Here is a 24796-nt window from a genome sequence, read left to right as displayed (position 1 = left end):
GGAAGGCAGGTGAACCAAGCATGAAACGTCTCGCAGACATGACCGTGAAGACCAGCTGGCTGCTGGTACTGGTGGCATTCACACTCCTGGTGCTGGGGGTCGCGGGGCTGGCCGCCTACGCCGTCAACAGCGATGTCTCGCCGGCCCTGATCAACGCCGGCATCGCCGCCGCGGTGGTGGCGACCCTGGTCCTGGTGGCGATCGTGCTGTGGGGCGTGACGGTCAACGTGATTCGTCCGCTGGAGCGCCTGGTGGAGCATTGCGAAAAGCTCGCCGCCGGCGATCTGTCGGTGCCGGTGGAGCGCCGCGGCAACAACGAGATCGGGCGACTGTTCGCGGCCATGGCGCAGACCCAGAGCCATCTCTCACGCACCGTCGGCAACGTGCGCAGCGCCTGCGACAACGTGCTCGACGGCGCCAGCGGCATCGCCCAAGGCAACACCGACCTCTCCTCGCGCACCGAACAGCAGGCAGCATCGCTGGAAGAGACGGCCGCGAGCATGGAGCAGCTGACCTCGACCGTGCGCCAGAACGCCGACAATGCGGTCCAGGCGAGCCAGCTGGCGAGCGAGGCCACCGGTGTGGCGCACCGCGGTGGCGAGGTGGTCGGTGGCGTGGTAAGCACGATGCACGAGATCAGCGAGAACTCGCGCCAGGCGGTGGCGCTGCTCGACGCCATCGACGCGGTAGCGTTCCAGACCAATATCCTCGCCCTCAACGCCTCGGTGGAGGCGGCCCGCGCCGGCGAGCAGGGCCGCGGCTTCGCCGTGGTCGCCAACGAGGTGCAGACACTGGCCAGGCGTTCGGCCGATGCGGCCAAGGCGATCCGCGACCTGATCCAGCGCTCCGCCGAGCGGGTCGAGAGCGGCGCCGCCCTGGCCGACAAGGCCGGTACCACGATGAACGACATCGTCACATCGATCGCCCGGGTCAGCGAGATCATGCACGAGATCGCCGCGGCTTCGGAGGAGCAGAACCACGGCATCACCCAGGTCAATCAGGCGGTGACCCAGATGGATCAGGTCACCCAGCAGAACGCCGCGCTGGTGCAGCAGGCCGCCAACGCCGCGCGGGCGCTGGAGGAGGAAGCCAACGAGCTGCAGTCGGTGGTTGCGGTATTCCGCCTCGATACTCGCACCGCGACCAGCCCGCGGCGCCCGCAGGCCGCCCCGCTGCCGGCGGTGAGCACCAGGCCTGCAGACGCCCAGCCGCCCCGCCGCCGCGAGTCGGAAACCGCCGAGTGGGAAGCGTTCTAGGCGCCGCGACCCTACCCTGGATGTTGTCTGAAAAGTCGACGAGCGAAGCCCGGACCAGGCGCCACTTGGCGACAAATCGTCAGGATTGACGACCTGGACAGCGTCGCTGCACGAAATGCGAGCGACAAGGATGTCGCGAGTCAAAGGCGGCCCGGGCTGGCGCTCCCGTTTACGCGATGGCAATGAGCATGTTGTCCGCTCCACTCGCCCTGCGGACGTTCTGAGCGTTATTCAGTGAACCCGTTTTTAACCCCGCACGGCGGAGCGCAGTACTTGTCTGACATGACCTAGTCGATCAGCGCCGGCCGCTGCGGCTGGGCATGGAAGGCGAACGCATCCTCGATGTCCCGGGCGATGACGCGTGGCTCGGAGAGCGGCGGCAGCGCCGTGGGCGAGAAGTAGGCGGCGTCGTGCACTTCATGCCCAGGGTCCAGCGGGGCACCATCGAGCCGCTCACAGAGGAAGAACAGCTTGTAGAAATCGAGCACGTCGGCGGGATAAGCGTGCTTCGCCTTGTGGCGGATGGCGTAGAGCCGCTTGGCTTCGACCCTGACACCAGCCTCTTCCCACACCTCCTTGATCGTGTTCTCGGCAGCCGAGAGCCCGATCTCGGCGTAGCCGCCGGGCATCGTCCAGCGTCCGTCCATCTTCTCCCTGACCAGCAGAATCCTGCCGTCGTCGATGATCGCCGCGCGCACATCGATCTTGGGGGTGACATGACCCTCGCCTTCGCCCAGCGCCAGATTCACGTGGCCGATGGGAATATCGCCCAGCGCCGACATCATCGATGCCGAAATCTCGGCGACTTCTTCATAGCGCTCGCGATCGAACTTGTCGCGGCAGTAGTGCAGCCCGGTATCGGCCAGCGCCGAGAGCCGCTTGGCCCAGGCGAGCCATTGATCTTCCATGGGTCGGTTTCCGATCGCAGAGGGTGAATGACGATGCAGGTTCGGCTAAAGACTAACAACTGTGGTCGAGGACGTCAGGCAACCATGTGGCGCGAGCATGAAAAAGCCCTTCCGAGGAAGGGCTGGTATCGGCGTGATGGCGGCATCAGCCGGCCGCAGGCGCCTCGCCGTCCGGTCGCGGGCCGTGATGAGGTCCACGCGGCGGCTTGGTCAGTGCTTCGAATGCCGTGACCTGCTCGTCGTCCAGCACCGAGGAGAGCGCGCTGTGGCGCTGCTCCAGCAACTGCTTGAACCGGGCTCCGCGCGCGTCCTGCGATTCGCCGTCGCCCCTCATGTCGGGGCGCTTCAACTGATGCAAGCCATCGAAGAAGGTGCGTTCGGCGTTGAGCACCTTGGCGCTCTGTGCCTGATCGAGATTCCAGGTCGCGAACAGCGGGGCGTAGCGCTGCTCGAGTTGTGCGGTCATCTGCTCGGGATCCAGGCGCGGTCCGCCGTGACGGATCATCGGAGGCCGGGGACGCTCCAGCATCTGGTAGGCGTGCAGCTGTTCATCGCTGAGCACGTCGGTGAGTTGCTCGCGCTGCTGCTGGAGGAGTGACTCCATGGCGGCACGGCGCTGCTCGGGCGCTGCTTGGTCATCGTTGCCAAGCAGTTGCTGGAGACCGGCATGGAAATCGCTGTCGGCCTGGGCCAGCCTGGCCAGCTTGTCCTCGTCGAGGTTCCAACTGGCGACCACCGCCGCCTTGAGCGGGTTGGCGTGGGCCATGGGTGCCTCGTGGGGCGCAGGCGGCCTGGGTTGTTCGGTGGGAGCGGCCATGGCCAATGGTGACAAGGTGGAAGCGGCAACGGCCAGCGCGATGAGTGACGTGTGAAATTTCATGACTTCGACTCCGGTTGCGCACCGAGACGCGGTGCAGGAGCACTATCGCGCGGTTTCGTGCAGACAGTGTGCAGCGAGCGAGGAAGGTCGCGCCACGATATTGGCTGTTCTGCCGCGATCGCGAGGGCCGAGGTTCGGATAGGCACAAAAAAGCCGCCCTGGGCAGGGCGGCTTTTGTCGAGATAGGCAGTTGGGATCAGAACGCCCAGTCTTCGTCTTCCGTACTGACCGTCTTGCCGATCACGTAGGAAGAACCGGAGCCGGAGAAGAAGTCGTGGTTTTCGTCGGAGCCGGGCGAGAGCGCGGCGAGGATCGCCGGGCTGACGTCGGTGACGCTGGCCGGGAACAGTGCCTCGAAGCCCAGGTTCATCAACGCCTTGTTGGCGTTGTAGTGGAGGAACTTCTTGACGTCTTCGGTCAGGCCAACGTCGTCGTAGAGCGCTTCGGTGTACTTGACCTCGTTGTCGTAGAGCTCGTGGAGCAGCTCGTAGGCGTAGATCTTGATCTCTTCCTGACGCTCCGCCGGCAGCTTGGGCAACTGGCGCTGGAACTTGTAGCCGATGTAATAGCCGTGGATCGCCTCGTCGCGAATGATCAGGCGAATCAGGTCGGCGGTATTGGTCAGCTTGGCGCGGCTGGACCAGTACATCGGCAGGTAGAAGCCGGAGTAGAACAGGAACGACTCCAGGAACACACTGGCAATCTTGCGCATCAGCGGGTCTTCACTGCGGTAGCGTTCGAGGATCAGCTCCGCTTTCTTCTGCAGGAACGGGTTCTCCTCGCTCCAGCGGTAGGCGTCGTCGACGTCACGGGTGGCGCACAGCGTCGAGAAGATCGAGCTGTAGGAGCGCGCGTGAACGGACTCCATGAAGCTGATGTTGGTGAACACCGCCTCTTCGTGCGGCGTGAGCGCATCCTCGATCAGCACCGGCGCGCCGACCGTGCCCTGGATGGTGTCGAGCAGCGTCAGGCCGGTAAAGACGCGGATGGTGAGCTGCTGCTCGTGCTCGGTCAGGGTGTTCCACGCGGGAATGTCGTTGGAGAGCGGAATCTTCTCCGGCAGCCAGAAGTTGCCGGTGAGCCGGTTCCAGACCTCCAGGTCCTTGTCGTCCTGGAGGCGGTTCCAGTTGATCGCATCGACCCGATTGAGATGACGAGCGGCGGAAGTAGGCATATCCATGAGATGTTCTCGTTCGGTTGGCGCCGAGCCCGTGGCTCGGCGCGTTCAAACAGATTCAGGCTTACAGCGTGCAGGAAACGCAGCCTTCGACTTCCGTTCCCTCGAGAGCGGCCTGGCGCAGACGGATGTAGTAGATCGTCTTGATACCCTTGCGCCAGGCGTAGATCTGCGCACGGTTGACGTCACGCGTGGTCGCGGTGTCGCGGAAGAACAGCGTCAGCGACAGGCCCTGGTCGACGTGCTGCGTCGCCTCGGCGTAGGTGTCGATGATCTTCTCGGGGCCGAGCTCGTAGGCGTCCTGATAGTACGCCTGATTCTCGTCGGTCAGGTACGGCGCCGGATAATAGACCCGGCCCAGCTTGCCTTCCTTGCGAATCTCGACCTTGGCCGTCACCGGGTGGATGCTCGAGGTCGAATTGTTGATGTACGAGATCGAGCCGGTGGGCGGAATCGCCTGCAGGTTGCGGTTGAACAGCCCATGGGCCATTACCGATGCCTTGAGCTCGCGCCAGTCGTCCTGGGTCGGAATGGCGATACCGCTCTTCTCGAACAAGCCGCGCACCTTCTCGGTCTTCGGCTCCCACGCCTGCTCGGTGTACTTGTCGAAGTACTCGCCACTGGCATAGGTCGACTGCTCGAAGCCGGCGAAGCGCTGGTCGCGCTCGATGGCGATGCGATTGGACGCCCGGAGGGCATGGAACGCGATGGTATAGAAGTAGATGTTGGTGAAATCCAACCCCTCTTCGCTGCCATAGAGAATGTGCTCGCGGGCCAGGTAGCCGTGCAGGTTCATCTGCCCCAGGCCGATGGCGTGAGACTTGGCGTTGCCTTCGGCGATCGACGGCACCGAGGTGATGTTACTCATCTCGGAGACCGCGGTCAGACCGCGAATGGCAGCCTCCACCGTGGTGCCGAAGTCCGGCGAATCCATGGTCTTGGCGATGTTGAGCGAGCCCAGGTTGCAGGAGATGTCCTCGCCGATGTGCCGATAGCCGAGATCGTCGTCGTACTCGGTGGGCGTGTTGACCTGCAGGATCTCCGAGCAGAGGTTCGACATGTTGATCCGGCCGTGGATCGGGTTGGCGCGGTTTACCGTGTCTTCGAACATCAGATACGGATAGCCGGATTCGAACTGCAGCTCGGCGATGGTCTGGAACAGTTCGCGGGCGTTGATCTTCTTCTTGCGGATACGACCGTCGGCGACCATCTCCTCGTACTTCTCGGTGACGCTGATGTCGCCGAACGGCACGCCGTAGATGCGCTCCACGTCATAGGGCGAGAACAGGTACATCTCCTCGTTGCGCTTGGCCAGCTCGAAGGTGATGTCCGGCATCACGATGCCGAGCGACAGCGTCTTGATACGGATCTTCTCGTCGGCGTTCTCGCGCTTGGTGTCGAGGAAACGCAGGATGTCCGGATGGTGGGCGTTGAGATAGACCGCCCCGGCACCCTGGCGCGCGCCCAGCTGGTTGGCGTAGGAGAAGGCGTCCTCGAGCATCTTCATGATCGGGATGATGCCGGAGGACTGGTTCTCGATGCGCTTGATCGGCGCGCCGGATTCCCGCACGTTGGAGAGCGAGAACGCCACCCCGCCGCCGCGCTTGGAGAGCTGCAGCGCGGAATTGATCGAGCGACCGATCGACTCCATGTTGTCCTCGATGCGCAGCAGGAAGCAGGAGACCAGCTCGCCGCGCTGGCGCTTGCCGCAGTTGAGGAAGGTCGGTGTCGCCGGCTGAAAGCGGCCGTGGATGATCTCCTCGACCAGCTGACGCGCCAGGGTTTCGTCGCCGCGCGCCAGCGACAGCGCCACCATGCAGACGCGGTCTTCGAAACGCTCGAGGTAACGCTTGCCGTCGAAAGTCTTGAGCGTGTAGCTGGTGTAGTACTTGAACGCGCCCAGGAAGCTCTGGAAACGGAATTTCGCCGCGTAGGCTTGATCGAACAGTGCCGTCACGAAGCCGAAGTCGTACTGGTCGAGCACCTGCTGCTCGTAGTAGCCCTCCTCCACCAGGTAGTCGAGCTTTTCCTTCAGCGAGTGAAAGAACACCGTGTTCTGGTTCACGTGCTGCAGGAAATACTGACGCGCCGCTTCCCTGTCCTTGTCGAGCTGCAGACGACCGTTGGCGTCATACAGGTTCAACATGGCGTTGAGCGCGTGGTAATCGAGCGCCTTGGCGTTGTGGTCGGCGCTGACGGCAGGCCGCACGGTCGTACCCGTATCTAGGCTGAGCGTTTCCAAAATTCGGTCACCCCTGCAAGGACTCGATGGACATCTTCTGCCGTGCCCATCAGTTCGAAACGATAGAGAAGCGGTACCCGACACTTGCTCGCGACAACCCGTCCCGCCAGGCCAAAAGCCTCGCCGAAATTGGTGTTGCCGCCGGCGATGACGCCGCGAATCAGGGACCGGTTATGTTCGTCATTCAGAAAGCGAATGACTGGCGCGGGCACCGCGGAGCGCGGATCACCGTCACCATAGGTCGGTACTACGAGAATATAGGGTGTCTCGACCTGCAGGGGTGGGTCGCTTCGGTTCAGCGGAATCCGGCTGGCCGGCAGACCCAGTTTCTCGACGAAGCGCCGCGTATTGCCTGATTTGGTCGAAAAATAGACCAGCCCAGCCATGACGGTCTCCTGCGCCCCTGCGCGGTTTCGGCAGCGCGGGCGAAGCCAGCGCTAGCCGGAAAGATTCGAGCCTGAAAGATGCGAAGCGATCGGATCAGGCGACCAGCGTGCTGATCTTGTCCGGACGGAACCCGGCCCAGTGATCTTCACCCGCGACCACGACCGGCACCTGGCGATAGCCGAGGTTCTGAACGCGCTGCATGGCATCGGCGTCTTGGGTCAGATCAACCACGGTATAGTCGATTCCTTGCTTGTCCAGAGCGCGGTATGTGGCGTTGCACTGGACGCAGGCCGGCTTGCTATAGATCGTGATGCTCATGATAACCATCCTTGACAGGGAAAGACGCCATCGACAGCCGATGGTGCAGGCTATGGCGGTTGGGAAATCACGGTTTCGCGCCGCTCCCGCCGCCTCTGGAAAAACACTATATATGGTAGCCGGCGGTTTTTCCAAGCATAGATGTGGTCTTTTTCTGTCAACATCCTGTGGATAGTTTCGCACCGCTCGGGAGCCCGCATGGTAGCCGGCTTCCCGGCCTGTCAAGGTCGAAAATCGAGTGTGTTTCCAGCCGAAAACGCCGGGAGACTTGTGTCTCCCGGCGTCTCTGAACACACTATCTGGTAGTGGAAGAGAATGGGTGGGGTAGCGTGACGAAGGTCGATCCCGACGTGGCGGCACGACGATACGCCAGCCATGGAGGCACTTCGATCAGCCCTTCTTGATCTCGTGTCCGCCAAATTCGTTGCGCATGGCGGAGAGCAGCTTGTCACCATAGGAGTCCTGCTCGCGCGAGCGCAGCCGCTCGAGCAGGGAGAGCGTGATTACCGGCGCGCTGACCTCGAGTTCAATCGCCTCGTTCACGGTCCAGCGCCCCTCGCCGGAGTCCGAGACATAGGGCGCGATACCCTCCAGCGACGGATTCTTTTCCAGTGCATCGGCGGTCAGGTCGAGCAGCCAGGAGCGCACCACGCTGCCGTGGCGCCAGATCTCGGCGATCTGATGCAGATCGAGCTCGAAATCCTTGCGCTCCATGATCGCGAAGCCCTCGGCGTAGGCCTGCATCATGCCGTACTCGATGCCATTGTGGACCATCTTGGTGAAGTGACCCGCACCGCTGGGGCCGACGTGCCCCCACCCCTTGTCCGCGGCAGGAGCGAGCGCTTCGAACAGCGGCCGGAGCGACTCGACCACCCCGGTCTCGCCGCCCACCATCATGCTGTAGCCCTCGGCGAGCCCCCAGACGCCGCCGCTGGTGCCGACATCCACATAGTGCAGACGATTCGAGCGCGACTGCGCCGCGCGGCGCAGCGTGTCCTTGTACATCGAGTTGCCGCCGTCGATGATCACGTCGTCGGCGGCCAGCAGCGGTTCGAGTTCGGCGATCAACTTGTCCACCGGCGGGCCGGCGGGCACCATCAGCCAGACGACTCTGGGTGACGGTAGTGCGTCGACTGCCGCTGCCAGCGACACCGCCGGCTCGATGCCCTTGTCCGCCGCCCGGGCCCTCGCCTCCTCGCTGGGATCGACGCCCACCACGCGATGACCGCTGCGCACCAGGCGCTCCGCCATATTGGCGCCCATGCGCCCCAAGCCCACCATTGCAAGATCCATACGAACTCCTGTCGAGCGTGAACGGAGATAACAAGGCTGACCCGCCAGTCGCTAACTTGCCGAACGGGTCAAATGATCGGCGATCAGGCGCCGAATGGGCCAGGCCGTCTCGCCGGCTCTCAATATCGCCTTGCGTAACAGCCTGGCCGGCGGCCGATCGTCGGTATATAGCCCGACGATCGCCAAGGTCGCTGCGAACAACGGGCCTGTCGCCAGCCGCTGTTCGCGCTGATAACGCTTGAGCAGGGCCGGCGAGGCAATGTCTCGCCCCTGCTGGCGTGCCCCGCCAATCAGCTCCGCCAGCCTGGCGAGGCCCTGCAGGCCGAGATTGAAGCCGTGCGCGGTCACCGGATGCATGCCGACGGCGGCATCACCGATCAGCGCCTGACGATGGCCGACGAAACGCTCGGCATAGACGCTGACCAGTGGATAACGGTGGGGCTCGGCGATCCGACGCATGGCGCCAAGCCGACCCTCGAAACGACGGGTGATATCGGCGTCGAACGCTTCGTCGCTCAACGCCAATTGATGCGCCATGGCTTCAGGGGGGAGAGTGAGCACCAGCGATGAGCAGTGGGTATCGACCGGCAACAACGCCAGCGTCTGACCGTAACCGAACCATTCCCAGGCGGTCTGGTCGTGAGGCTCGTCATGGTGCATCCGGCAGACCAGCATCTGCTCGCCATGCTGGTAGGCACGGGCCGGAATCCCCATGGCCTGCCGCGTAGTGGAAAAGCGGCTGTCGGCCGCCACCAGCAGCGAAGCCTGGACACGCTCGCCACTGCCAAGCTCGATATCGACCTCTGCCTCGTTGGCCTGGAATCGCGCGATCTCGCGTTCGTCGCGCCACAGGATATCCCCCGTCCCCGGCGCTCCCGGCTGCAAGGCAGCATAGGCAGCCCGACGAATCACCCGATTGGGTACCAGGCAACCGAGCGGGTCGTCCCGGGTGGCGCCCGGCGCGATCTCCATCGCGAACAGTGACTGGCCGTCAAAGACCTTGGCGGCTCGCATCCGGGCCCGTTCAGCGGGATCGATACCCGACCAGACGCCGAGCCGATCGAGAATCTGCTGCGATGCTCGGGTCAGCGCGATCTCGCGACCGTCATTGCCGGGGTCCGCCATCGCCGATCTCGGCTGGCGATCGATCAGCATCGAACTCACCCCCCGGCGCGACAGCGCATTGGCGAAACAGAGGCCGATCGGCCCAGCACCGACGATGGCGACATCGACCTGCGTGGTCGGGGTTGAATCATCCATTCCTACCGCTCCCTAGCCTCAATGGCGTAACGGTAACGGAAAAGCCTCCCGCGGCGAAGTCGCGGCCCCTGCCGAACGCCACGCTCAAAGGACAATGGCACGGCGCCCGGCGAGACACCACCGGCACCGAGCTGGCAGCGCCCTGCCGGATCGGTACCGGAGTACGCTCTCAATGCCCTTCGTCATGAATGTCGATATGCCCGGTCTTGTCCCGGAATATCTTCTCCTCGAACTCGACTTCCAGGTGCTTGTCGCCCTTCTGCCTGAGCCGGTGGTATTCCAGGCCACTGAAGCTCAGTTCGAGTTGATCGTCGTATTCGTCGAGCAGGCGCTTGAATTCGCCAACGTTGATAATCATGCCATCTCCTTTCTCGAGGGAACGTCGAACTCCTTCCGACACTCCAAGCCTAGACCATGACCCGGGTTCGGCGTTTCCTCATCGCATCGAGGAGCGCGGACGGTCATCATCGCGCTTGGACAGAAGCGCCTGGTTGCTCTAGCGTAGGGCGGCGCCAGCACGGCGTCTCATCGCCCTATCATCGATACTCGCGGATCGTTTCATCGAAACCCGACGGGGTTTCTTTTCCAGCCAGGAGTATGAGTTCATGAATCTTCGTTTCCTCCCCGCCGCCTTGTTGACCGCATCCATCGCCGCCTCCCCCATGGCGTCGGCCTTCAGTTTCGACAGCGTCAAGAAAAACGCCGGCGAGATGATGTCCGGGCAGTCCTCCCAGGGCCAGGGATCAGGCGCCACCGATGGGGCCTCGCTGCTCAGCTCGCTAGGCTCCGGGTCGATGAATCTCGGCAGCATGCAGAATGTGGCCGGGGTGCTGGGCTACTGCCAGCAGCAGGGCTATACCGAGAGCACGACCGACAAGGTCAAGAACAGCCTGCTCGAGAAGGTCGGCGGCCAAAGTCAGGCCAAGGAGGATGCCGGTTATCAACAAGGTCTGAACGGCCTGCTGCAGGGCGGCAACGGCCAGACCTTCAGCCTGACCAATCTCAAGGACCAGGCCGGTAAAAAGGCCTGCGGCATGATCACCGACAAGGCCATGTCCTCTTTCCTCGGCGGCTGACACCCGCCCTTGGCCCACTCGACCCCGTCCCACGGGCGTCCCGCCTCACGGTATGGGGCGCCCGTTCCTGCGGCGACGGCTGCGCCTCGCCGCCCTGGATTCATGGCGGATCGACGGCTTCGTCACGTTGCCGACAGAACTCGACGAATCGCTCGATCAACGGGCTGCGATACTTGTCGCGGTGCAGCACCAGACTGAACTCCCGGGTCATATCCAGGTCCAGTTCGATCTCGACCAGACGTCCATCGCTCAAGGCGTGCCGCGCCTCCAGCGCGGAAAGGCAGGTCAGCCCAAGCCCGGCCGCGGCGGCGTTGATGATCGCCTCCGCCGAGTTGATCTCCAGGCTCAGTTCCCACTGCGGCAACCGCGGGGCGATGAATCGCATGAACTGCTCCCGGGTGCCGGAGCCCGGTTCCCGCAGCAGCCACGCATACTCCGCCAGCCTCTCGACCGCCACCGGCCCCAGGGCTGCCAGCGGATGATCGCGGGAGGCCGCCACCAGCATCCGGTCGCGGCGCCACGGCAGCACGTGGAAACGCTCTCCGGCGACACGGCCCTCGATCATGCCGACGTCCAACTCGAACGCTTCCAGCGCGGTGCAGATCGAGGCGCTGTTGGCGATGGTGATCCGTTGATCGCGATGCCCGCTCTCGACCCGGAAGTCCCGCAACAGCGTCGGCAACAGCTGGTGACCGATCGTGTAACTGGCACCGATGTGGAGATGCCCGCCCAGGGATTCGTTGTCGAATAGCTGCTCGATCGCTTCGCTGCGGGCCAGCAGTTCATCCGCCATCGGTAGCAGCCGCCGCCCCTGGTCGTTGAGATAGAGCCGGTTACGGTGGCGATCGAAGAGCGTGCGTCCGCACTGTTTCTCCAGTTCCGCCAGCGCGATGCTGACCGCCGGCTTGGTCAGGAACAGCGCCGCCGCCGCCGCGGTCAACGTGCGCTCGCGCGCCACCGCGACGAACACTTGAAGCTGACGAAACGTGATCGCCATTGCTCCTCCTATCGTTATATTTTATAAAACGACTTGTAAATAAAGTTAAAATATAACGATAGCGCAAAATGCCATAAGGTGTCTCCATCGATCATGAGGAGACCCTCCATGCCGACCCTGACCCAACGTCTTCAGACGGCGCCGACGCCGATGGCCGGCCTGGCGCTGGGGATCTCCAGCCTGGGCTGGAGCTGGGAGAGTTTCGCGCCCCTCGAGGGCAGGGCGCAGTTGGCCGGCGCGATAGCCGCAACGGTGCTGCTGCTGATCCTCAGTGCCAAATTCGTGCTTCACCCTCGGCTGCTGCGGTCGGACCTGGCCCACCCAGTCGTCGGCAGCGTCGTGCCAACCTTCGCCATGGCGCTGATGGTGGTCTCGAAAGCCGCCGGGGCGTGGCTGATGCCGTCCATCGGTGTCGCGCTCTGGCTCGTGGCGGTAGCGCTGCACTTGAGCTTTCTCGTCGCCTTCGTGGTACACCGGACACGGGCGTTCGAACTCCACCACATGGTACCGGCGTGGTTCGTGCCACCGGTGGGGATCATCGTCGCCGATGTGGCGTTCCCGGGCGTCTCGGTACTGCACCCGTTGGCTATCGGCCTGCTCTATGTCGGCATGGGGCTCTACGCCATCCTGCTGCCGGTCATGATCTACCGGCTGATCTTCGCCGACGAGATCCCCGATCCCGCCAAACCGACCATCGCCATCATGGCGGCACCGGCCAGCCTGTCGCTGGCCGGCTATCTCACCGTCGTCTCGACACCGTCGCCGCTGCTGGTCGCCCTGCTGGGTGGCATCGCGGTCCTGATGACCCTGATCATCTATCTGGCCTTCTTCAAACTGCTGCGCCTGCCCTATAGCCCGGGATATGCCGCATTCACCTTTCCCATGGTGATCGGCGCCACGGCCCTGGCAAAGACCGCCGACTGGATGCAATCCCACGGCTTCAGCGCCCACGACGTCGCGATCGTCCATACCCTGGCAACGCTGGAGGTGATCGTCGCCAGCGTCATTGTCGGCTACGTGGCGCTGCGCTATCTCGGTTTCTACCTGCGTGGCTGGCGTGCCGGCGCCCTGACCCGCCCGGCCTGAAAAGCGCCCTGGACCGAGCCGACGGCCCCACGTGGCGGATCGTGCCGGCATGCGCCACACTCGGAAGCATGCCGACCTCTCTGAAAAGTCCTCGCGCCACGCCTGCCTGGCGTCTCTGTCTCGTTGGCCTGCTGACGCTGCTGCCGCTCGAGCCGGCGGCCGCGGCCCTGGCCGCCGACAAGCGGGAGAGCGTCGTCGAGCGTGCCAGCGCCCTGCCGCGCAGCCATACCCTGTTGGTCGCCATCGATGGCGAGACCGTCATCGACGAGGGCTTTCGCGGCCACGCGACCGACGAGACGGCCAATATCAAGTCACTCTCCAGGACGCTGATCTCGGCCCTGGTGGGTGCCGCCATCGACCGCGGCGTGATCGAAAGCGTCGACCAGCCCGTCGTCGAGCTGCTGGGGGCCCGGGTCCCCGCGGATGTCGATCCGCGCGTCAGCGACATCACCGTCGGCAACCTACTATCGATGCAGGCCGGGCTGGAGCGCACCTCCGGCGGCAACTATGGTGCCTGGGTGACGAGCGCGAACTGGGTCGGCGATGCCCTGATGCGTCCCTTCGTCGCCGAGATCGGTGGGCGCATGCTCTACTCCACCGGCAACAGCCACCTGCTCTCCGCCGCACTGACCGAGGCCACCGGGCGCAGCACGCTGGCGCTGGCCCGGGACTGGCTGGGCGACCCGCTCGACGTTGCCGTTCCGCCGTGGACGCGGGACCCGCAAGGGATCTACTTCGGCGGCAACGAGATGGGCCTGACCCCACGCGCATTACTGCGATTCGGCGAGCTCTATCGCCAGGGTGGCGTGCACGAGGGACAGGCCATCATCTCCGCCCACTGGATCGAGCAGTCGTGGCAGCCCCGCACCCACTCGTTCTTCAACGGCGATGACTACGGCTATGGCTGGTTCATCACCGAACTCGCCGGCGAACCGGTCTACTACGGCTGGGGCTACGGCGGCCAGCTGCTCTACGTCATCCCCTCCCGCGCCATGACCGTCGTCGTAACTTCCGATCCCACTCCGCCCTCGAACGGCAGCGCCTACAACACCGGTGTCGAGGCACTGGTCAGCGAATTGATCGAGGCGACAGCCACGAACGAAGCGACCGCCAGCGCCGAAGACGGCTAGCACGACAAAAAGTCGCTTATCCCTGGCCAAAGAAAAATCGATTGGACGCTAACGTCCGAAATCGGTTTCCTCTTATCAAGCGACTCACCCCAATTCCAAACACAATCGAGAGCGCACCATGAGACGTTCGATGCTCGCCGCGACGCTCGCGGCACTATCCGCTGTCGCCTTGACCACGGTCGCCCATGCCGAGACATGGCGCATGGCTACCAAGATGCCGGTCGACAGTCCGGAAGGACAGCTCTTCCAGGCGTTCGCCGACAAGGTCGATCAGTACACCGACGGCGAACTCACCATTCAGGTATTTCCCAATGAGCAGCTCGGCAAGGAAGACGCCATCCTCGAGCAGTTGCAGTCAGGTGTCGTCACGATCTACGCCGAAGGCTTCAATTTCCTGAAGCGCTGGGAGCCCGACCTGGCCTGGGTCGTGGCGCCGTTCGCCTTCGACGATTACGATCACTGGTCGCGTTTCATGAACTCCGAGCTGGTCGACGGCTGGTTCGAGCATGCCGCCGAGAAGTCCGGCATCGTGCCGCTCGGCGATCCCTCCGCTATCGTGCGCGGGCCCTATCGTGTGCTGGTCTCCAATAAGCCGGTCGCCGGGCTTCAGGACGTCGACGGCCTGAAAATGCGAATGCCGGCCAATCAGTTGCTGATGAAAGTCTGGGACAACCTGGGCGCCCAGGTCATGACTCTCCCATGGACGGAGGTCTATCAATCGATATCCAAGGATATCGTCCAGGCGGTTACCAGCCCCGTCGCCATGGTCGAGTCGATGCGTTTCAACGAGGTAGCGCCCTATATGGCGCGTACCAACGAGTACTATCAGTCGATCGGCTTCATGACCAACCGGGCAGCGCTCGATGCGCTGGACGACGATACTCGGGCCGGCCTGATGCGGGGCTACCGGGAAACCGGCGAGGAGAGCCATGACGCCCTGGCCAAAGTGACCCAGGCCAGCCTCGAGCGAATGCAGCAACATGGCCTGACCTATACCGAACTGGACACACAGCCGTTCATCGAGCGCACCCAGCAGCTCTATCGGCAGATGGATACCGCAGGCGATCTACCCGAGGGTTTCCTGCAGACGGTCAAAGACACTCGCGGCGCAGCGGAGTCATGACGCCATGAGTGGGCAAGAAAACGTCATTCGACGCCTGGTGGCGGGTGCCGATCGAGCGCTGTGGACGCTCGGCGGGGTCTGCCTGTGGCTCTGCAATCTGTGCCTTCTTGCGATGCTCGCACTGACGGCGGCCACTTTTCTGCTGCGTCCTTTCGATGTCTCGGTGTGGTGGTTCTGGCCGTGGACCATGGTGCTGTTCATCTGGCTGAGCTTCTTCGGCTTCTTCGCCATCTACGCCCGCCTCAAGGACGTGCGTATCGACTTCCTGGCCAAACGTCTCGGCCAAGCCGGCGATATCGTCAGTCGCTTGCTCTCCGATGCGGTCGGCTTGGGCGTCAGCGTGATTCTGGTGCAACAGGCCCCTACGGTGATGGCTTCCGCCGCCGGGTTCGTCGAGGGCGTGATGCTGCCCTGGGGTGGCGAGCTTCCTCGGCAGGCGCTGTTCGTGCCGCTCTTCATCTCCAGCGCGCTGGTGGCCCTGACTGCACTCGTCGATATCGCCAAATGCTGCGTCGGCCTCCCCGAGAACACCGCGCCGCTCCATCCGGAGGTGGCACCATGATCTACGTTCTGTTTGGCGTCTTTCTGATGCTGATCCTGCTGCGGGTACCGATTTCGATCGCCATCGGCGGCGCGGTGACTCTCGCCTTTCTCACCTCGGATTTCTCGACGGCCCTGCAGATCATTCCGCAGCAGATGCTGGAGGGGGTCAACAAGGCGTCGCTGACGGCCGTGCCGTTCTTCATCATGGCCGGCAACCTGATGAACGTCACCGGTGTCACCGACCGCATATTCGCCTTCGCCAATGCGCTGGTGGGTCACTTCCGTGCCGGGTTGGCGCAGGTCAACGTGCTCTCCTCGATGATTTTCGCTGGCATTTCCGGCGCTGCTGTCGCGGATTGCGCCGGCCTGGGAGCGATCGAGATCAAGGCGATGCGCGAGCGAGGTTATCGCGCGGACTTCTCCGCCGCCATCACCGTGGCCTCTTCGGTGATCGGGCCGTTGATCCCGCCCTCCATCGGGCTGGTGATCTACGCCTTCCTGGCCCAGGTCTCCATTGAACGCATGTTCCTGGCAGGACTGGTCCCGGGGCTGCTGGTGGGCTTGTCGCTGATGCTCTATCTGCGGCTGCGCGCGACTCGCGAAACGTTCCCTACGCAACCGCGTGCCTCGCGACGGGAGATCGCGTTGACGGGCAGGCACGGTTTCCTGGCCCTGCTGGCGCCGGCGATCATCCTCGGCTCGATCATGACCGGTTTCGTCACCGCGACCGAAGCGGGCGTGCTGGCGTGTCTCTACTGTATCGGGCTGGGGCTGTGGTATCGCGAGCTGACATGGCGAAAGTTCCGCGAGGCGCTCACCGACACCACTTCGATGACGGCAGTGATCATGATCATCATCGCCTTTTCCATTGCCATGGGCTGGGTGCTGGCGATCGAGCAAGCGCCTCAGCACATCGCCGACCAGATGTTCGCCCTGACCGCCAACCGTCACGTGTTCCTACTGCTGTTGCTGGTCTTCATCGTCGTGGTCGGCTGCGTGGTCGAAGGCGTGCCGGCCAAGCTGATCCTGGTACCGACGCTGCTGCCGGTGATCGACGCCTACGGTATCGACCGCGTGCACTTCGGCATCATCATCCAGCTCGGCCTGCTGCTCGGCATCGCCACGCCGCCGATGGGGATCGGACTCTACATCGTCTCGAAGGTCGGCCGCATCCGCTTCGAAGACGTCACACTGGCCGTCCTTCCCATGCTGGTCCCGCTGTTCCTGGTGCTGCTGCTGATCACCTTCGTTCCCGGCGTGGTGACCTTTCTGCCTGACCTGCTGCTGGGACCTTCGTGAACCGAACCGACGCGATGTCCATCGACACGCGATCGACCGCCATGATCGGACAGTGACAGCGGTCGGCCTCGACTCGTCGCCTCCCCCCCAAACACAAGAGAGCCATGATGACGCAACTGACCTACAAGATTAATCCCATGCCGGAGCCGATCGCCGCCGACAAGCTGGAGCGCCTCGCCAAGCTCGAGACCGCAACCCTGGGCCACTTCTATCACTTCGGCTTCGCCAGCCCGGCGATCTCGCCAGTACTGCCGAGCAAGACCGTCGTCGGCACCGTCTGCACGCTGGCGATCCCCGGTCTCGACAGCACCCTCCTGCATCACTGCCTGTCTCAGATGGGCCCGGGGTATTTTCTCGCCGTGGACCGTCTCGGCGACCGCAAGTACGCCTGCTGGGGCGGCGGCGTAACCCGTATGGCAGCGTCGATGCAGATCGCCGGCGGCTGCGTCGACGGCCCTCATACCGACACCGCCGAGATTCGCGAGCAGGACTTTCCGATGTGGTCCCGCGGTGCCTCGCCGGTCACCACGCGGCTCTACAATACCGGTGGCGGCTTCAATATTCCGGTCGCGATCGGGGGAGCCGCCGTACTGCCAGGCTATGCGGTACTCGCCGACGAGTGCGGGGTACTGTTCATCGCCCCCGAGGATCTGGACGCCGTGCTCGACGCGGGCGAGACCAAGACCGCCAACGGCCTCAAGAACGAAGCCCGTGTCAGCGCGGGAGAGCGCCTGGGTGATCTGTCCGGCGCTTCCCGTATGATCGAAGAAAAACAGGCAACCTGAGGCAGCCATGGCCACCAACACGCTTCATGCCGACATCGACAACTGGACGCTGACCACGCCCGCCGCGCGGTCCCCAAACGGCGTGGTGGCTTCCCAGCACCGCGTCGCGGCCCAGGCAGGCGCCGCCCAGCTCGACGCCGGCGGCAACGCCATCGATGCCATCGTCGCCACCGCCTACGCGCTCAATGCCGTCGAACCGTGGATGAGCGGACTCGGCGGCTCGGGCTTCATGGTGATCTGGCTGGCGCGGGAGCAGCGCGCCGTGGCTCTGGATTTCCAGGGCACCCTGGCCGGTGATACCCGCCTCGAAGACTATCCGGTCGATCCCGGCCTGCCGGCGACCCCCATGGGCTTTCCCGGCGTGGTCGACAACGCCAATATCGAAGGCTATCGCTCGATCACCGTGCCCGGCGCCGTGGCCGGGCTCGAACATGCGTTGCGCCGTTTCGGCACGAAGCCGCGTGCCGAGGTCATGGCACCGGCGATCGAGCTGGCCGACCGCGGCCTGCACGTCGACTGGTTCACCAGCCTGCAGATCGGCGTCTGCGCCCGCACGCTGGCACGCGACCCGACGTCGGCGTCGATCTATCTGCCCGGTGGCCATCCGGCCACGCCCGAGAGCCGGCTACGAATCCCGCAGCTCGCCGGGACGCTGCGCGAGATCGCCGAAGCGGGCGCCGAAAGCTTCTATCGTGGTGCCCTGGCCGAGCGGATCGTCGCCGACCTTCAGGCCGGCGGCTCGCGCATCTCGCGGGAGGATCTCGCTGCCTACGAAGTGTTCGAGTATGCCGCCATGGCCGCCGAGCATCGCGGCTATACGCTCTACACCCCGGGCGAGGTCTCCGGCGGCCTGCGCCAGCGCGAGATGCTGGCGCACGCGCTCGATGCCATGCCTGCGCCGCCGCAAAACCCGACACCTGAGACCTGGCTCGTCTATGCCGAGGCGCTCGAGGCTTGCTGGAAGCAGCACAAGGTTCGCAACGGTGTGCTGAACGCGGCCGACGGCGAGAATGGCGCCTGCACCTCGTCGATGTCGTCGGTGGATGCCGAGGGCAACATGGTGGCGCTCACCTACACGCTCCTCAATCGCTTCGGTTCCGGCGTCACCCTGCCGGCGACCGGGATGCTGATGAACGACAGCGTCAGCTATTTCGATCCGCGCCCCGGTTACCCCACTACCATGGCGGGAGGCAAACGCATCAACTCCTCGAACATGTGCCCCACCGTCGCGGTGAGGGACGGTGAGGCACGCTTCTCGGTGGGCGCCTCGGGTGGCAACCTGATCATGCCGGCGGTGACCCAGGTCGCGGCACTGATGATGGATTTCGACATGCGCCTGGAACAGGCCGTGCACCATCCGCGTCTCGATGCCAGCTACCGTGATTCGGTACGCGTCGACCCGCGCTTCGATCCAGCGACGCTGAAACGGCTGGGCGAACGTTTCGAGCTGGAGATTGCCCAGCAGTTGGTATTTCCCAAGCTCTACGCCTGCGTCTCGGCGGTCTCGCGGGACCCGGAAACCGGCGAATGTATCGGCATCAACGACCCCACTCAGCCGATCGGCGGGGGCGCCGCGCCGGCACCGTTCAGGCTGGGGTCGCTCGGCAGCGATGCGCCCGCGGTGCGGCCCTGAACCGGCGGCACCTTGGTCATGCCGAGTCGACGAAGCGCGCATAGTCAAGGTGGTCATTGCACCAGGTCTTCGCGGCACGGCGCGCCAATTCGAAGAGGTCGTCTATCAGCGGGCGGCGCGATTCATTGAGGTGCACGCAGCGAATCTCCAAAGGTGCCAGCGCGGTCGTGGTGGGGATTTCGACCAGCAGGCCGCTGGCAATATCGGGCTCCACCACCGCCAGCGGAATCGCCGAGGGACCAAAACCCTGACGCAGCATCTCGACGATCATCGGCAGCGAGTTGGCATAATGTCGTGGCCCCCGGCCGAGCTGGTCTTCATGTACGTAGTCGGCAATCGGCGAGAACAGTGGCGACGAACGCGGGTAGAGAATCAGCGGCATCTGACGCAGTTCGTCGGGTGTCCTGGACCTGGCGACATCGGCCACGCAATCGGTACGCGTCACCCATCCGACGCGATACTGCACCGCAAAGCTGCCTTCGACAGGCGAGAGTCCGGCGTCGTTGGAGAGAAAGGCAATGTCGATGCTCCCCGAGGCTATCATCGGTCGCAGTTGATAGTTTGCCGAAGCGTGGAAGTCTACGACGAGATCCGCCGCGTGGTGGGCGATGTCGTTTTTCAGGGCCACGCCCCAGGTCAGCGCTGCCGGCCCGGTCATCGCGATCGAGAGCCGCTGGTGCTGGCGCTGATGGAGACGGCTATTCATCGCCTCGCGCAGATTCAGGAACTGCTCGGCATAACCAGCCACCGCATGGCCCGATTCGGTGAGCGCGAAGTCATGGCCACGCCGCTCGACCAGAGGGGTGCCGAGTGCCTCTTCGAGTGCACTGATACGCGCGGATACGGCAGGCTGCGTAAGGCTGAGCCGCTCGGCGACCCGTTGATAGTTACCCAGTTGGGCCAGCCAGTAGAAGGCTTCCAGCTGCTTGAAATTCATCCTTGGGACATCCCCAACCTTGTTCTTATCAGGTAGATCATCATGACCATCATTGTTTCACACCCCCATCGCGAAAAGACCGACTGGTGGATCAAGCAGCTCCAGGCGCTACTCCCGAACTGGACGATCCGCCCGATCGACGACCCAGGCGACGCCGATGCCGTCACCTACGCCGTGGTCTGGAAACCGGCGACAGGCGCGTTTCTCCCCTTCCCTAACCTCAAGGCGATCGTCTCGCTGGGCGCCGGAATCGACCATGTGCTGGCCGATGTCGAATTGCCACGCCGGGTGCCGATCATTCGCACCGTCGGCACGGATCTAACCCAGCGCATGCGCGAATACGTGGCCCTGCACGTGCTGCGCCACCACCGCGACATGCCGACCATCACCGCCAATCAGCGCGAGCGGCACTGGCAACAGCTGGTGGTACCGCCCGCGACCGGTCGCACCGTCGGCATCATGGGACTGGGCAATCTCGGCGGCAGTGCCGCGCTAACGCTCGCCGCCCTCGGTTTCGAGACGCTCGGCTGGTCACGCACGAAGCGCGAGATCGAGGGGGTCACCACCTACGCCGGCGACGCCGGGTTCGATGGCTTCATCAGCAACTGCGAGATTCTGGTCTGTCTGCTGCCACTGACCGAGGCGACGGCGGGGATCCTCGACGCCGAGCTCTTCGCCAGATTGCCGCGAGGTGCGAGCGTGATCAATGCCGGCCGGGGTCAGCATCTGGTCGAGGCGGATCTCGTCGCGGCCCTGGACGATGGCCAGCTGAGTCACGCCACCCTGGATGTCTTCCACGTCGAGCCGCTGCCGAGCGAGCATCCGTTCTGGTCGCATCCCAGGATCACGGTAACGCCCCACATCGCCTCGCTGATCGACGCCCCCACCGGCAGCCGCATCGTCGCCGCCAATATCGAGCGCTTCGAGCAGACCGGGCACGTCGATGATCTGGCCGATGCCACACGCGGGTATTGACGCAAAATAGCTCACCCACCAATAACGACCTGTTGCCGGAGAAACCATCCCAAACTGCAAGGGCGATCGTCCGATCCCTTTTCAGCATAGGAGTTTCAAAAACAATTAATTGACATGTCAAAAACACGAGTTCAACCTTTCTAAATAATATCCGTACAATAAACAGGAATTTGAGCCGTGTCGGACACCTCTACCTTTCGCCCCGAGACCTGGTTGGAGAGCCGCGAGCCAATCTTCGAAGGCCAGCGACTCTCATCGCACTACCTGACCATGCGGGACGGTATTCGCCTCGCCGTTGACATCCACCTTCCCGGCAGTCAGCCCTCCTCTGACGCCCGACTCCCCGTCGTCGTATTCTTCACGCCTTACTATCGGCGCATGAAACTGAAGCCCGCCGCCCCGGATGACACGGAAGACTGTCCCAACATCGCCGTGTTCCGCTCGCTGCTGCTGGCGCGAGGCTATGCGCTGGTTGCCGTGGACGTGCGTGGTAGTGGCGCTTCCTATGGCACTCGCACCGGCTTGCGTTCTCCCAACGAGCGCGAGGACTACCTGGAGGTGATCGACTGGATCAGTCAACAGTCCTGGTGCAGCGGCGCGATAGGAGTGACCGGCATCTCCTACCTCGGCGCGGCTGCCGATTTCACCGCGTCCTGGGCCCATCCAGCCGTCAAGGCTATCGTGCCGCACTCGGCGGTCTGGGATACCTGGTCGAATCAGCTCTACCCGGGAGGCGTCATGTGCCGTCGACTGGTCAAGGAGTACGGCCGTCTGATGGAGGCGCTCGACGACGATGCCGCCGACGAGAGGGCCAGCTTCCCCTATTTTCGCGGCGATCACTTCGAAGGTCCGGCGCCGGTCGATGAAGACACGGACGGCGCCATGCTTGCCGCAGCACTGAAGGAGCATGTCGCCAACTTCGACATGGCAGATTTCGTCCACCAACTGCCCTATCGGGACCGGGCCCTGCATACGTCGCCGGACTTCACATCGGCTACCATCAGCCCCTACCACTACGCCAATCGCACCGCCGACTCACAAACCGCCGTCTACACGATCTCCGGCTGGATGGACGGCCATTACTCCCGTGGCGCGGCGCTGCGTTTCAACTGGCAGCGAAACCCCGGCAAGCGGCTGATGCTCGGCGCATGGGATCATGGGGCCCGCACCGGCTCCAGCCCGTTTCGACACGATCCGGCACCGCAGGACAAGGCGCTAGCGGAGACGTTGCGTTTCTTCGACCAGCATCTGATGGGTTTGGAAACCGGTATCGGCAATGAACCACCGGTGCACTATTACACCGTGGGGGAAGAACGCTGGAAGTCCGCCAGCGAGTGGCCACCCGCGGAGACGACGCTCAACAGGCTCTACTTTCAGCCCGACCACCGGCTCGCCGACACCGCGCCGACGGCGGAAACGGCAGCGGACCGATATGTCGGCGACTATCGCTGCGGTAGCGGTAACCAGTCCCGCTACAACCGCCTCTACGCCCAGAACGTCGAGCGCTACTACCCAGACTGGCATGGTCGGGACGAGCGCATGCTCTGCTATACCACCGACCGCTTAGAATCGGACATGGAGGTGACCGGCCACCCCGTCGTGCGACTGTTCCTAGAGAGCGATACCGAGGACTGCGCCCTGTTCGTCTATCTCGAGGACATCGATGAACAGGGGCAGGCATCTTATGTCACCGAAGGTGTCTTCCGCGCCCTGCACCGACGACTCTCGTCCGGCCCCGATAATATTCCGTCGCTTGGCCCGGATCACAGTTTCAACGAATGCGACGCCCGCTACCTGATTCCCGGCGAGCGTAGCGAGATCGCCTTCGACTTGCTGCCGATATCGTGGCTATTCAAGGCTGGCCATCGCCTACGGGTGGCGATCGCACTTGCTGACAACGACCACTTCTCCCGTATTCCGGATGGCGTCGTGCCGACCATCACCATAGGCCGACAAGCCGCCCACGCCTCGCATATCGAACTGCCCATGATGGCCCGCCGATAACCCTTTCCCCCGTTTCGGACAGGCCCGCGACGACCGGTCGGCCGTCGCTCAACTCAAAGAACAAGCCCACAACAACCAATGGGGTCTCTCCATGCAATTTTTAACACGGCTGTGCCTCAAGTTCGTCCAGACCTGTCTGCCCAACGCGATGCTGTTGGCCATCGCGTTGAGCGCGGTCGTATTCCTGCTCGGCGTGACCATCGAAGGGCAGAGCGCCTATACCATGCTCAACGGTTGGGGAGAGGGATTCTCGAATCTCTACAAGTTCGCCATGCAGATGTGCCTGATTCTGCTGACAGGCTTCGTCATCGCCAAGACGCCAATCGTCGCGCGCCTCATCGATCGCCTGGTCGACATCCCCGACAACCCGGCCCAAGCCGCCGGTATCATCGCCGTCGTATCAATGGTGACCTTCTATATCAACTGGGGGTTCGGCATGATCGTCGGTGCCTTCCTGGCCCGGGAGATGGGGCGCCGCGTGCCAGGACTCCATTTCCCCCTCGCCGTTGCCGCCGCTTATTCGGGGGAGATCGTCCGTGGCACCACGGCCTCGATCCCGCTGTTGATGGCCTCCGAAGGTAATTTCATGCAGGACGTGGTGGGTATCGTACCGATCACCGACACTCTCTACTCGTGGTGGAACGTCGCCCTGACTCTGGTGCTGCTGGCATTGCTCTATTTCGTTTTTACCCGGGTCAAACCGGAGGGTGACGAGGTCAAGCAGTTCCAGGGCGAGCCCTTGAACAATGACACGGGGATCGTCGATACCCGCCAGATGCCGTGGGCCGAAAAGTTGGAGCACTATCGCCTGCCCAATCTCGTGCTGGCGCTGTTGCCCCTGGGATACCTGGTGATCAACTTCCAACAGCTCGGCTTCACGCTGAGTCTGAACCTGGTCATCCTGATCTTCCTGACCATAGGCCTGTTGCTGCAACCTAGCCCCGCAAGCTTCGGCAAGGCGGTCAAGGAAGGCGTCCTCTCTTGTCGCGGCATCATCATGCAGTTTCCGCTGTACGCCGGGATTGCCGGCATGGTCAAGGTCTCGGGACTGGCCGACACCCTCTCGACCTGGTTCGTTGATATCGCCAACGTTCATACCTTCCCGATCCTGACATTCGTGTCGGCGGGGATCATCAACATATTCATCCCTTCCGGCGGCGGCCAATGGGCCATTCAAGGACCGATCATGCTGGACGCGGCGAAGACGCTGGGGGCCGACATACCGCAGACCATCATGGCATTTACTTGGGGTGATGCCTGGACCAACCAGATGCAGCCGTTCTGGGCACTGCCGCTGCTGGGCGTTGCCGGCCTCTCCGCCAGGGACATCATGGGCTACTGCGTGATGTGGACATTGCTGTGCGGCGCTACCATCATCGCGGCTTTCGTGCTGCTCTCCATGCTGTAAAGTGGCCGCATCACCACACACCAACGTCGAGTGTCGTCCGAGAGGCCGGCGGGTGCAGACAGTTTCCGGCGACACTCGG

23 protein-coding genes are annotated in these 24796 nt (G+C 63.5%); 12 read left to right on the top strand and 11 right to left on the bottom strand.

The window, feature by feature from the left end; all coding sequences use genetic code 11:
* Window positions 1–20 precede the first annotated feature (20 nt).
* Entirely contained in the window at window positions 21–1256 is a 1236-nt protein-coding gene (locus DOM54_RS06900; protein WP_110715616.1) for a methyl-accepting chemotaxis protein, read from the top strand.
* 287 nt (window positions 1257–1543) lie between these two features.
* Here the strand turns inward: DOM54_RS06900 and DOM54_RS06895 are convergent, their stop codons facing one another.
* The 9 genes from DOM54_RS06895 to DOM54_RS06855 form a co-directional block, all read right to left on the bottom strand.
* Window positions 1544–2164: an NUDIX hydrolase gene (locus tag DOM54_RS06895; RefSeq protein WP_110715615.1), complete on the bottom strand. Its 621-nt coding sequence runs from the start codon at window positions 2162–2164 to the stop codon at window positions 1544–1546.
* Window positions 2165–2309: 145 nt separating this feature from the next.
* The gene (locus DOM54_RS06890; RefSeq protein WP_162619777.1) at window positions 2310–3044 is read right to left on the bottom strand and encodes a hypothetical protein; all 735 of its coding nucleotides are present in this window, start codon (window positions 3042–3044) and stop codon (window positions 2310–2312) included.
* A gap of 196 nt (window positions 3045–3240) precedes the next feature.
* Window positions 3241–4224, bottom strand: a complete 984-nt coding sequence (nrdF, locus tag DOM54_RS06885; RefSeq protein WP_425517754.1) for a class 1b ribonucleoside-diphosphate reductase subunit beta — start codon at window positions 4222–4224, stop codon at window positions 3241–3243.
* A 61-nt stretch (window positions 4225–4285) separates the two neighbouring features.
* Window positions 4286–6430, bottom strand: a complete 2145-nt coding sequence (gene nrdE / locus DOM54_RS06880; RefSeq protein ID WP_240613798.1) for a class 1b ribonucleoside-diphosphate reductase subunit alpha — start codon at window positions 6428–6430, stop codon at window positions 4286–4288.
* A gap of 14 nt (window positions 6431–6444) precedes the next feature.
* Entirely contained in the window at window positions 6445–6849 is a 405-nt protein-coding gene (gene nrdI, locus DOM54_RS06875; RefSeq protein WP_110715612.1) for a class Ib ribonucleoside-diphosphate reductase assembly flavoprotein NrdI, read from the bottom strand.
* Window positions 6850–6943: 94 nt separating this feature from the next.
* Window positions 6944–7168: a glutaredoxin-like protein NrdH gene (gene nrdH, locus DOM54_RS06870; protein WP_071230919.1), complete on the bottom strand. Its 225-nt coding sequence runs from the start codon at window positions 7166–7168 to the stop codon at window positions 6944–6946.
* A 390-nt stretch (window positions 7169–7558) separates the two neighbouring features.
* On the bottom strand, window positions 7559–8461 hold the full coding sequence (gene gnd, locus DOM54_RS06865) for a phosphogluconate dehydrogenase (NAD(+)-dependent, decarboxylating) (RefSeq protein ID WP_110715611.1): 903 nt from the start codon (window positions 8459–8461) through the stop codon (window positions 7559–7561).
* Window positions 8462–8512: 51 nt separating this feature from the next.
* Window positions 8513–9721: a 5-demethoxyubiquinol-8 5-hydroxylase UbiM gene (ubiM, locus tag DOM54_RS06860; RefSeq protein ID WP_110715610.1), complete on the bottom strand. Its 1209-nt coding sequence runs from the start codon at window positions 9719–9721 to the stop codon at window positions 8513–8515.
* 169 nt (window positions 9722–9890) lie between these two features.
* Window positions 9891–10079: a hypothetical protein gene (locus tag DOM54_RS06855; RefSeq protein ID WP_110715609.1), complete on the bottom strand. Its 189-nt coding sequence runs from the start codon at window positions 10077–10079 to the stop codon at window positions 9891–9893.
* A gap of 247 nt (window positions 10080–10326) precedes the next feature.
* On the opposite strand from DOM54_RS06855, the gene DOM54_RS06850 reads away from it, so the two are divergent.
* Entirely contained in the window at window positions 10327–10797 is a 471-nt protein-coding gene (locus DOM54_RS06850; protein ID WP_110715608.1) for a DUF2501 domain-containing protein, read from the top strand.
* Window positions 10798–10897: 100 nt separating this feature from the next.
* Here the strand turns inward: DOM54_RS06850 and DOM54_RS06845 are convergent, their stop codons facing one another.
* Entirely contained in the window at window positions 10898–11794 is an 897-nt protein-coding gene (locus tag DOM54_RS06845; RefSeq protein ID WP_110715607.1) for a LysR family transcriptional regulator, read from the bottom strand.
* A 108-nt stretch (window positions 11795–11902) separates the two neighbouring features.
* On the opposite strand from DOM54_RS06845, the gene DOM54_RS06840 reads away from it, so the two are divergent.
* The 7 genes from DOM54_RS06840 (at window position 11903) to DOM54_RS06810 (ending at window position 19393) form a co-directional block, all read left to right on the top strand.
* A complete protein-coding gene (locus tag DOM54_RS06840; RefSeq protein ID WP_110715606.1) occupies window positions 11903–12880 on the top strand; it encodes a TDT family transporter in 978 nt (325 codons plus the stop codon).
* A gap of 68 nt (window positions 12881–12948) precedes the next feature.
* On the top strand, window positions 12949–14010 hold the full coding sequence (locus DOM54_RS06835; RefSeq protein WP_110715605.1) for a serine hydrolase domain-containing protein: 1062 nt from the start codon (window positions 12949–12951) through the stop codon (window positions 14008–14010).
* A gap of 118 nt (window positions 14011–14128) precedes the next feature.
* Window positions 14129–15133, top strand: coding sequence for a TRAP transporter substrate-binding protein (locus tag DOM54_RS06830; protein WP_206019030.1), 1005 nt, complete (start codon window positions 14129–14131; stop codon window positions 15131–15133).
* 4 nt (window positions 15134–15137) lie between these two features.
* The gene (locus tag DOM54_RS06825) at window positions 15138–15695 is read left to right on the top strand and encodes a TRAP transporter small permease subunit (RefSeq protein WP_110715603.1); all 558 of its coding nucleotides are present in this window, start codon (window positions 15138–15140) and stop codon (window positions 15693–15695) included.
* Entirely contained in the window at window positions 15692–16975 is a 1284-nt protein-coding gene (locus tag DOM54_RS06820; protein WP_110715602.1) for a TRAP transporter large permease, read from the top strand. Before DOM54_RS06825 ends, DOM54_RS06820 begins: the two co-directional genes overlap by 4 nt.
* Before the next feature lie 104 nt (window positions 16976–17079).
* Entirely contained in the window at window positions 17080–17760 is a 681-nt protein-coding gene (locus DOM54_RS06815) for an RraA family protein (RefSeq protein WP_206019029.1), read from the top strand.
* A gap of 7 nt (window positions 17761–17767) precedes the next feature.
* Window positions 17768–19393 (top strand): gamma-glutamyltransferase family protein, encoded by a 1626-nt coding sequence (locus DOM54_RS06810; RefSeq protein WP_110715600.1) that lies wholly within the window; start codon window positions 17768–17770, stop codon window positions 19391–19393.
* A 16-nt stretch (window positions 19394–19409) separates the two neighbouring features.
* Here the strand turns inward: DOM54_RS06810 and DOM54_RS06805 are convergent, their stop codons facing one another.
* On the bottom strand, window positions 19410–20330 hold the full coding sequence (locus tag DOM54_RS06805) for a LysR family transcriptional regulator (protein WP_110715599.1): 921 nt from the start codon (window positions 20328–20330) through the stop codon (window positions 19410–19412).
* 42 nt (window positions 20331–20372) lie between these two features.
* Between DOM54_RS06805 and DOM54_RS06800 the strand changes: the two genes are divergently transcribed.
* The 3 genes from DOM54_RS06800 to DOM54_RS06790 all read left to right on the top strand — a co-directional run bounded on the left by DOM54_RS06800 (window position 20373) and on the right by DOM54_RS06790 (window position 24717).
* Window positions 20373–21305, top strand: a complete 933-nt coding sequence (locus tag DOM54_RS06800; protein WP_110715598.1) for a 2-hydroxyacid dehydrogenase — start codon at window positions 20373–20375, stop codon at window positions 21303–21305.
* Between the two features lie 177 nt (window positions 21306–21482).
* Window positions 21483–23309: a CocE/NonD family hydrolase gene (locus DOM54_RS06795; protein WP_110715597.1), complete on the top strand. Its 1827-nt coding sequence runs from the start codon at window positions 21483–21485 to the stop codon at window positions 23307–23309.
* A gap of 91 nt (window positions 23310–23400) precedes the next feature.
* The gene (locus DOM54_RS06790; protein WP_110597695.1) at window positions 23401–24717 is read left to right on the top strand and encodes a short-chain fatty acid transporter; all 1317 of its coding nucleotides are present in this window, start codon (window positions 23401–23403) and stop codon (window positions 24715–24717) included.
* The last annotated feature ends 79 nt before the right edge of the window (window positions 24718–24796 follow it).

Source organism: Salinicola acroporae (assembly GCF_003206615.1).
Taxonomy (GTDB): domain Bacteria; phylum Pseudomonadota; class Gammaproteobacteria; order Pseudomonadales; family Halomonadaceae; genus Salinicola; species Salinicola acroporae.
Note: the sequence above shows the minus strand (reverse complement) of the source record. Positions and strands in the feature narration are given on the sequence as shown.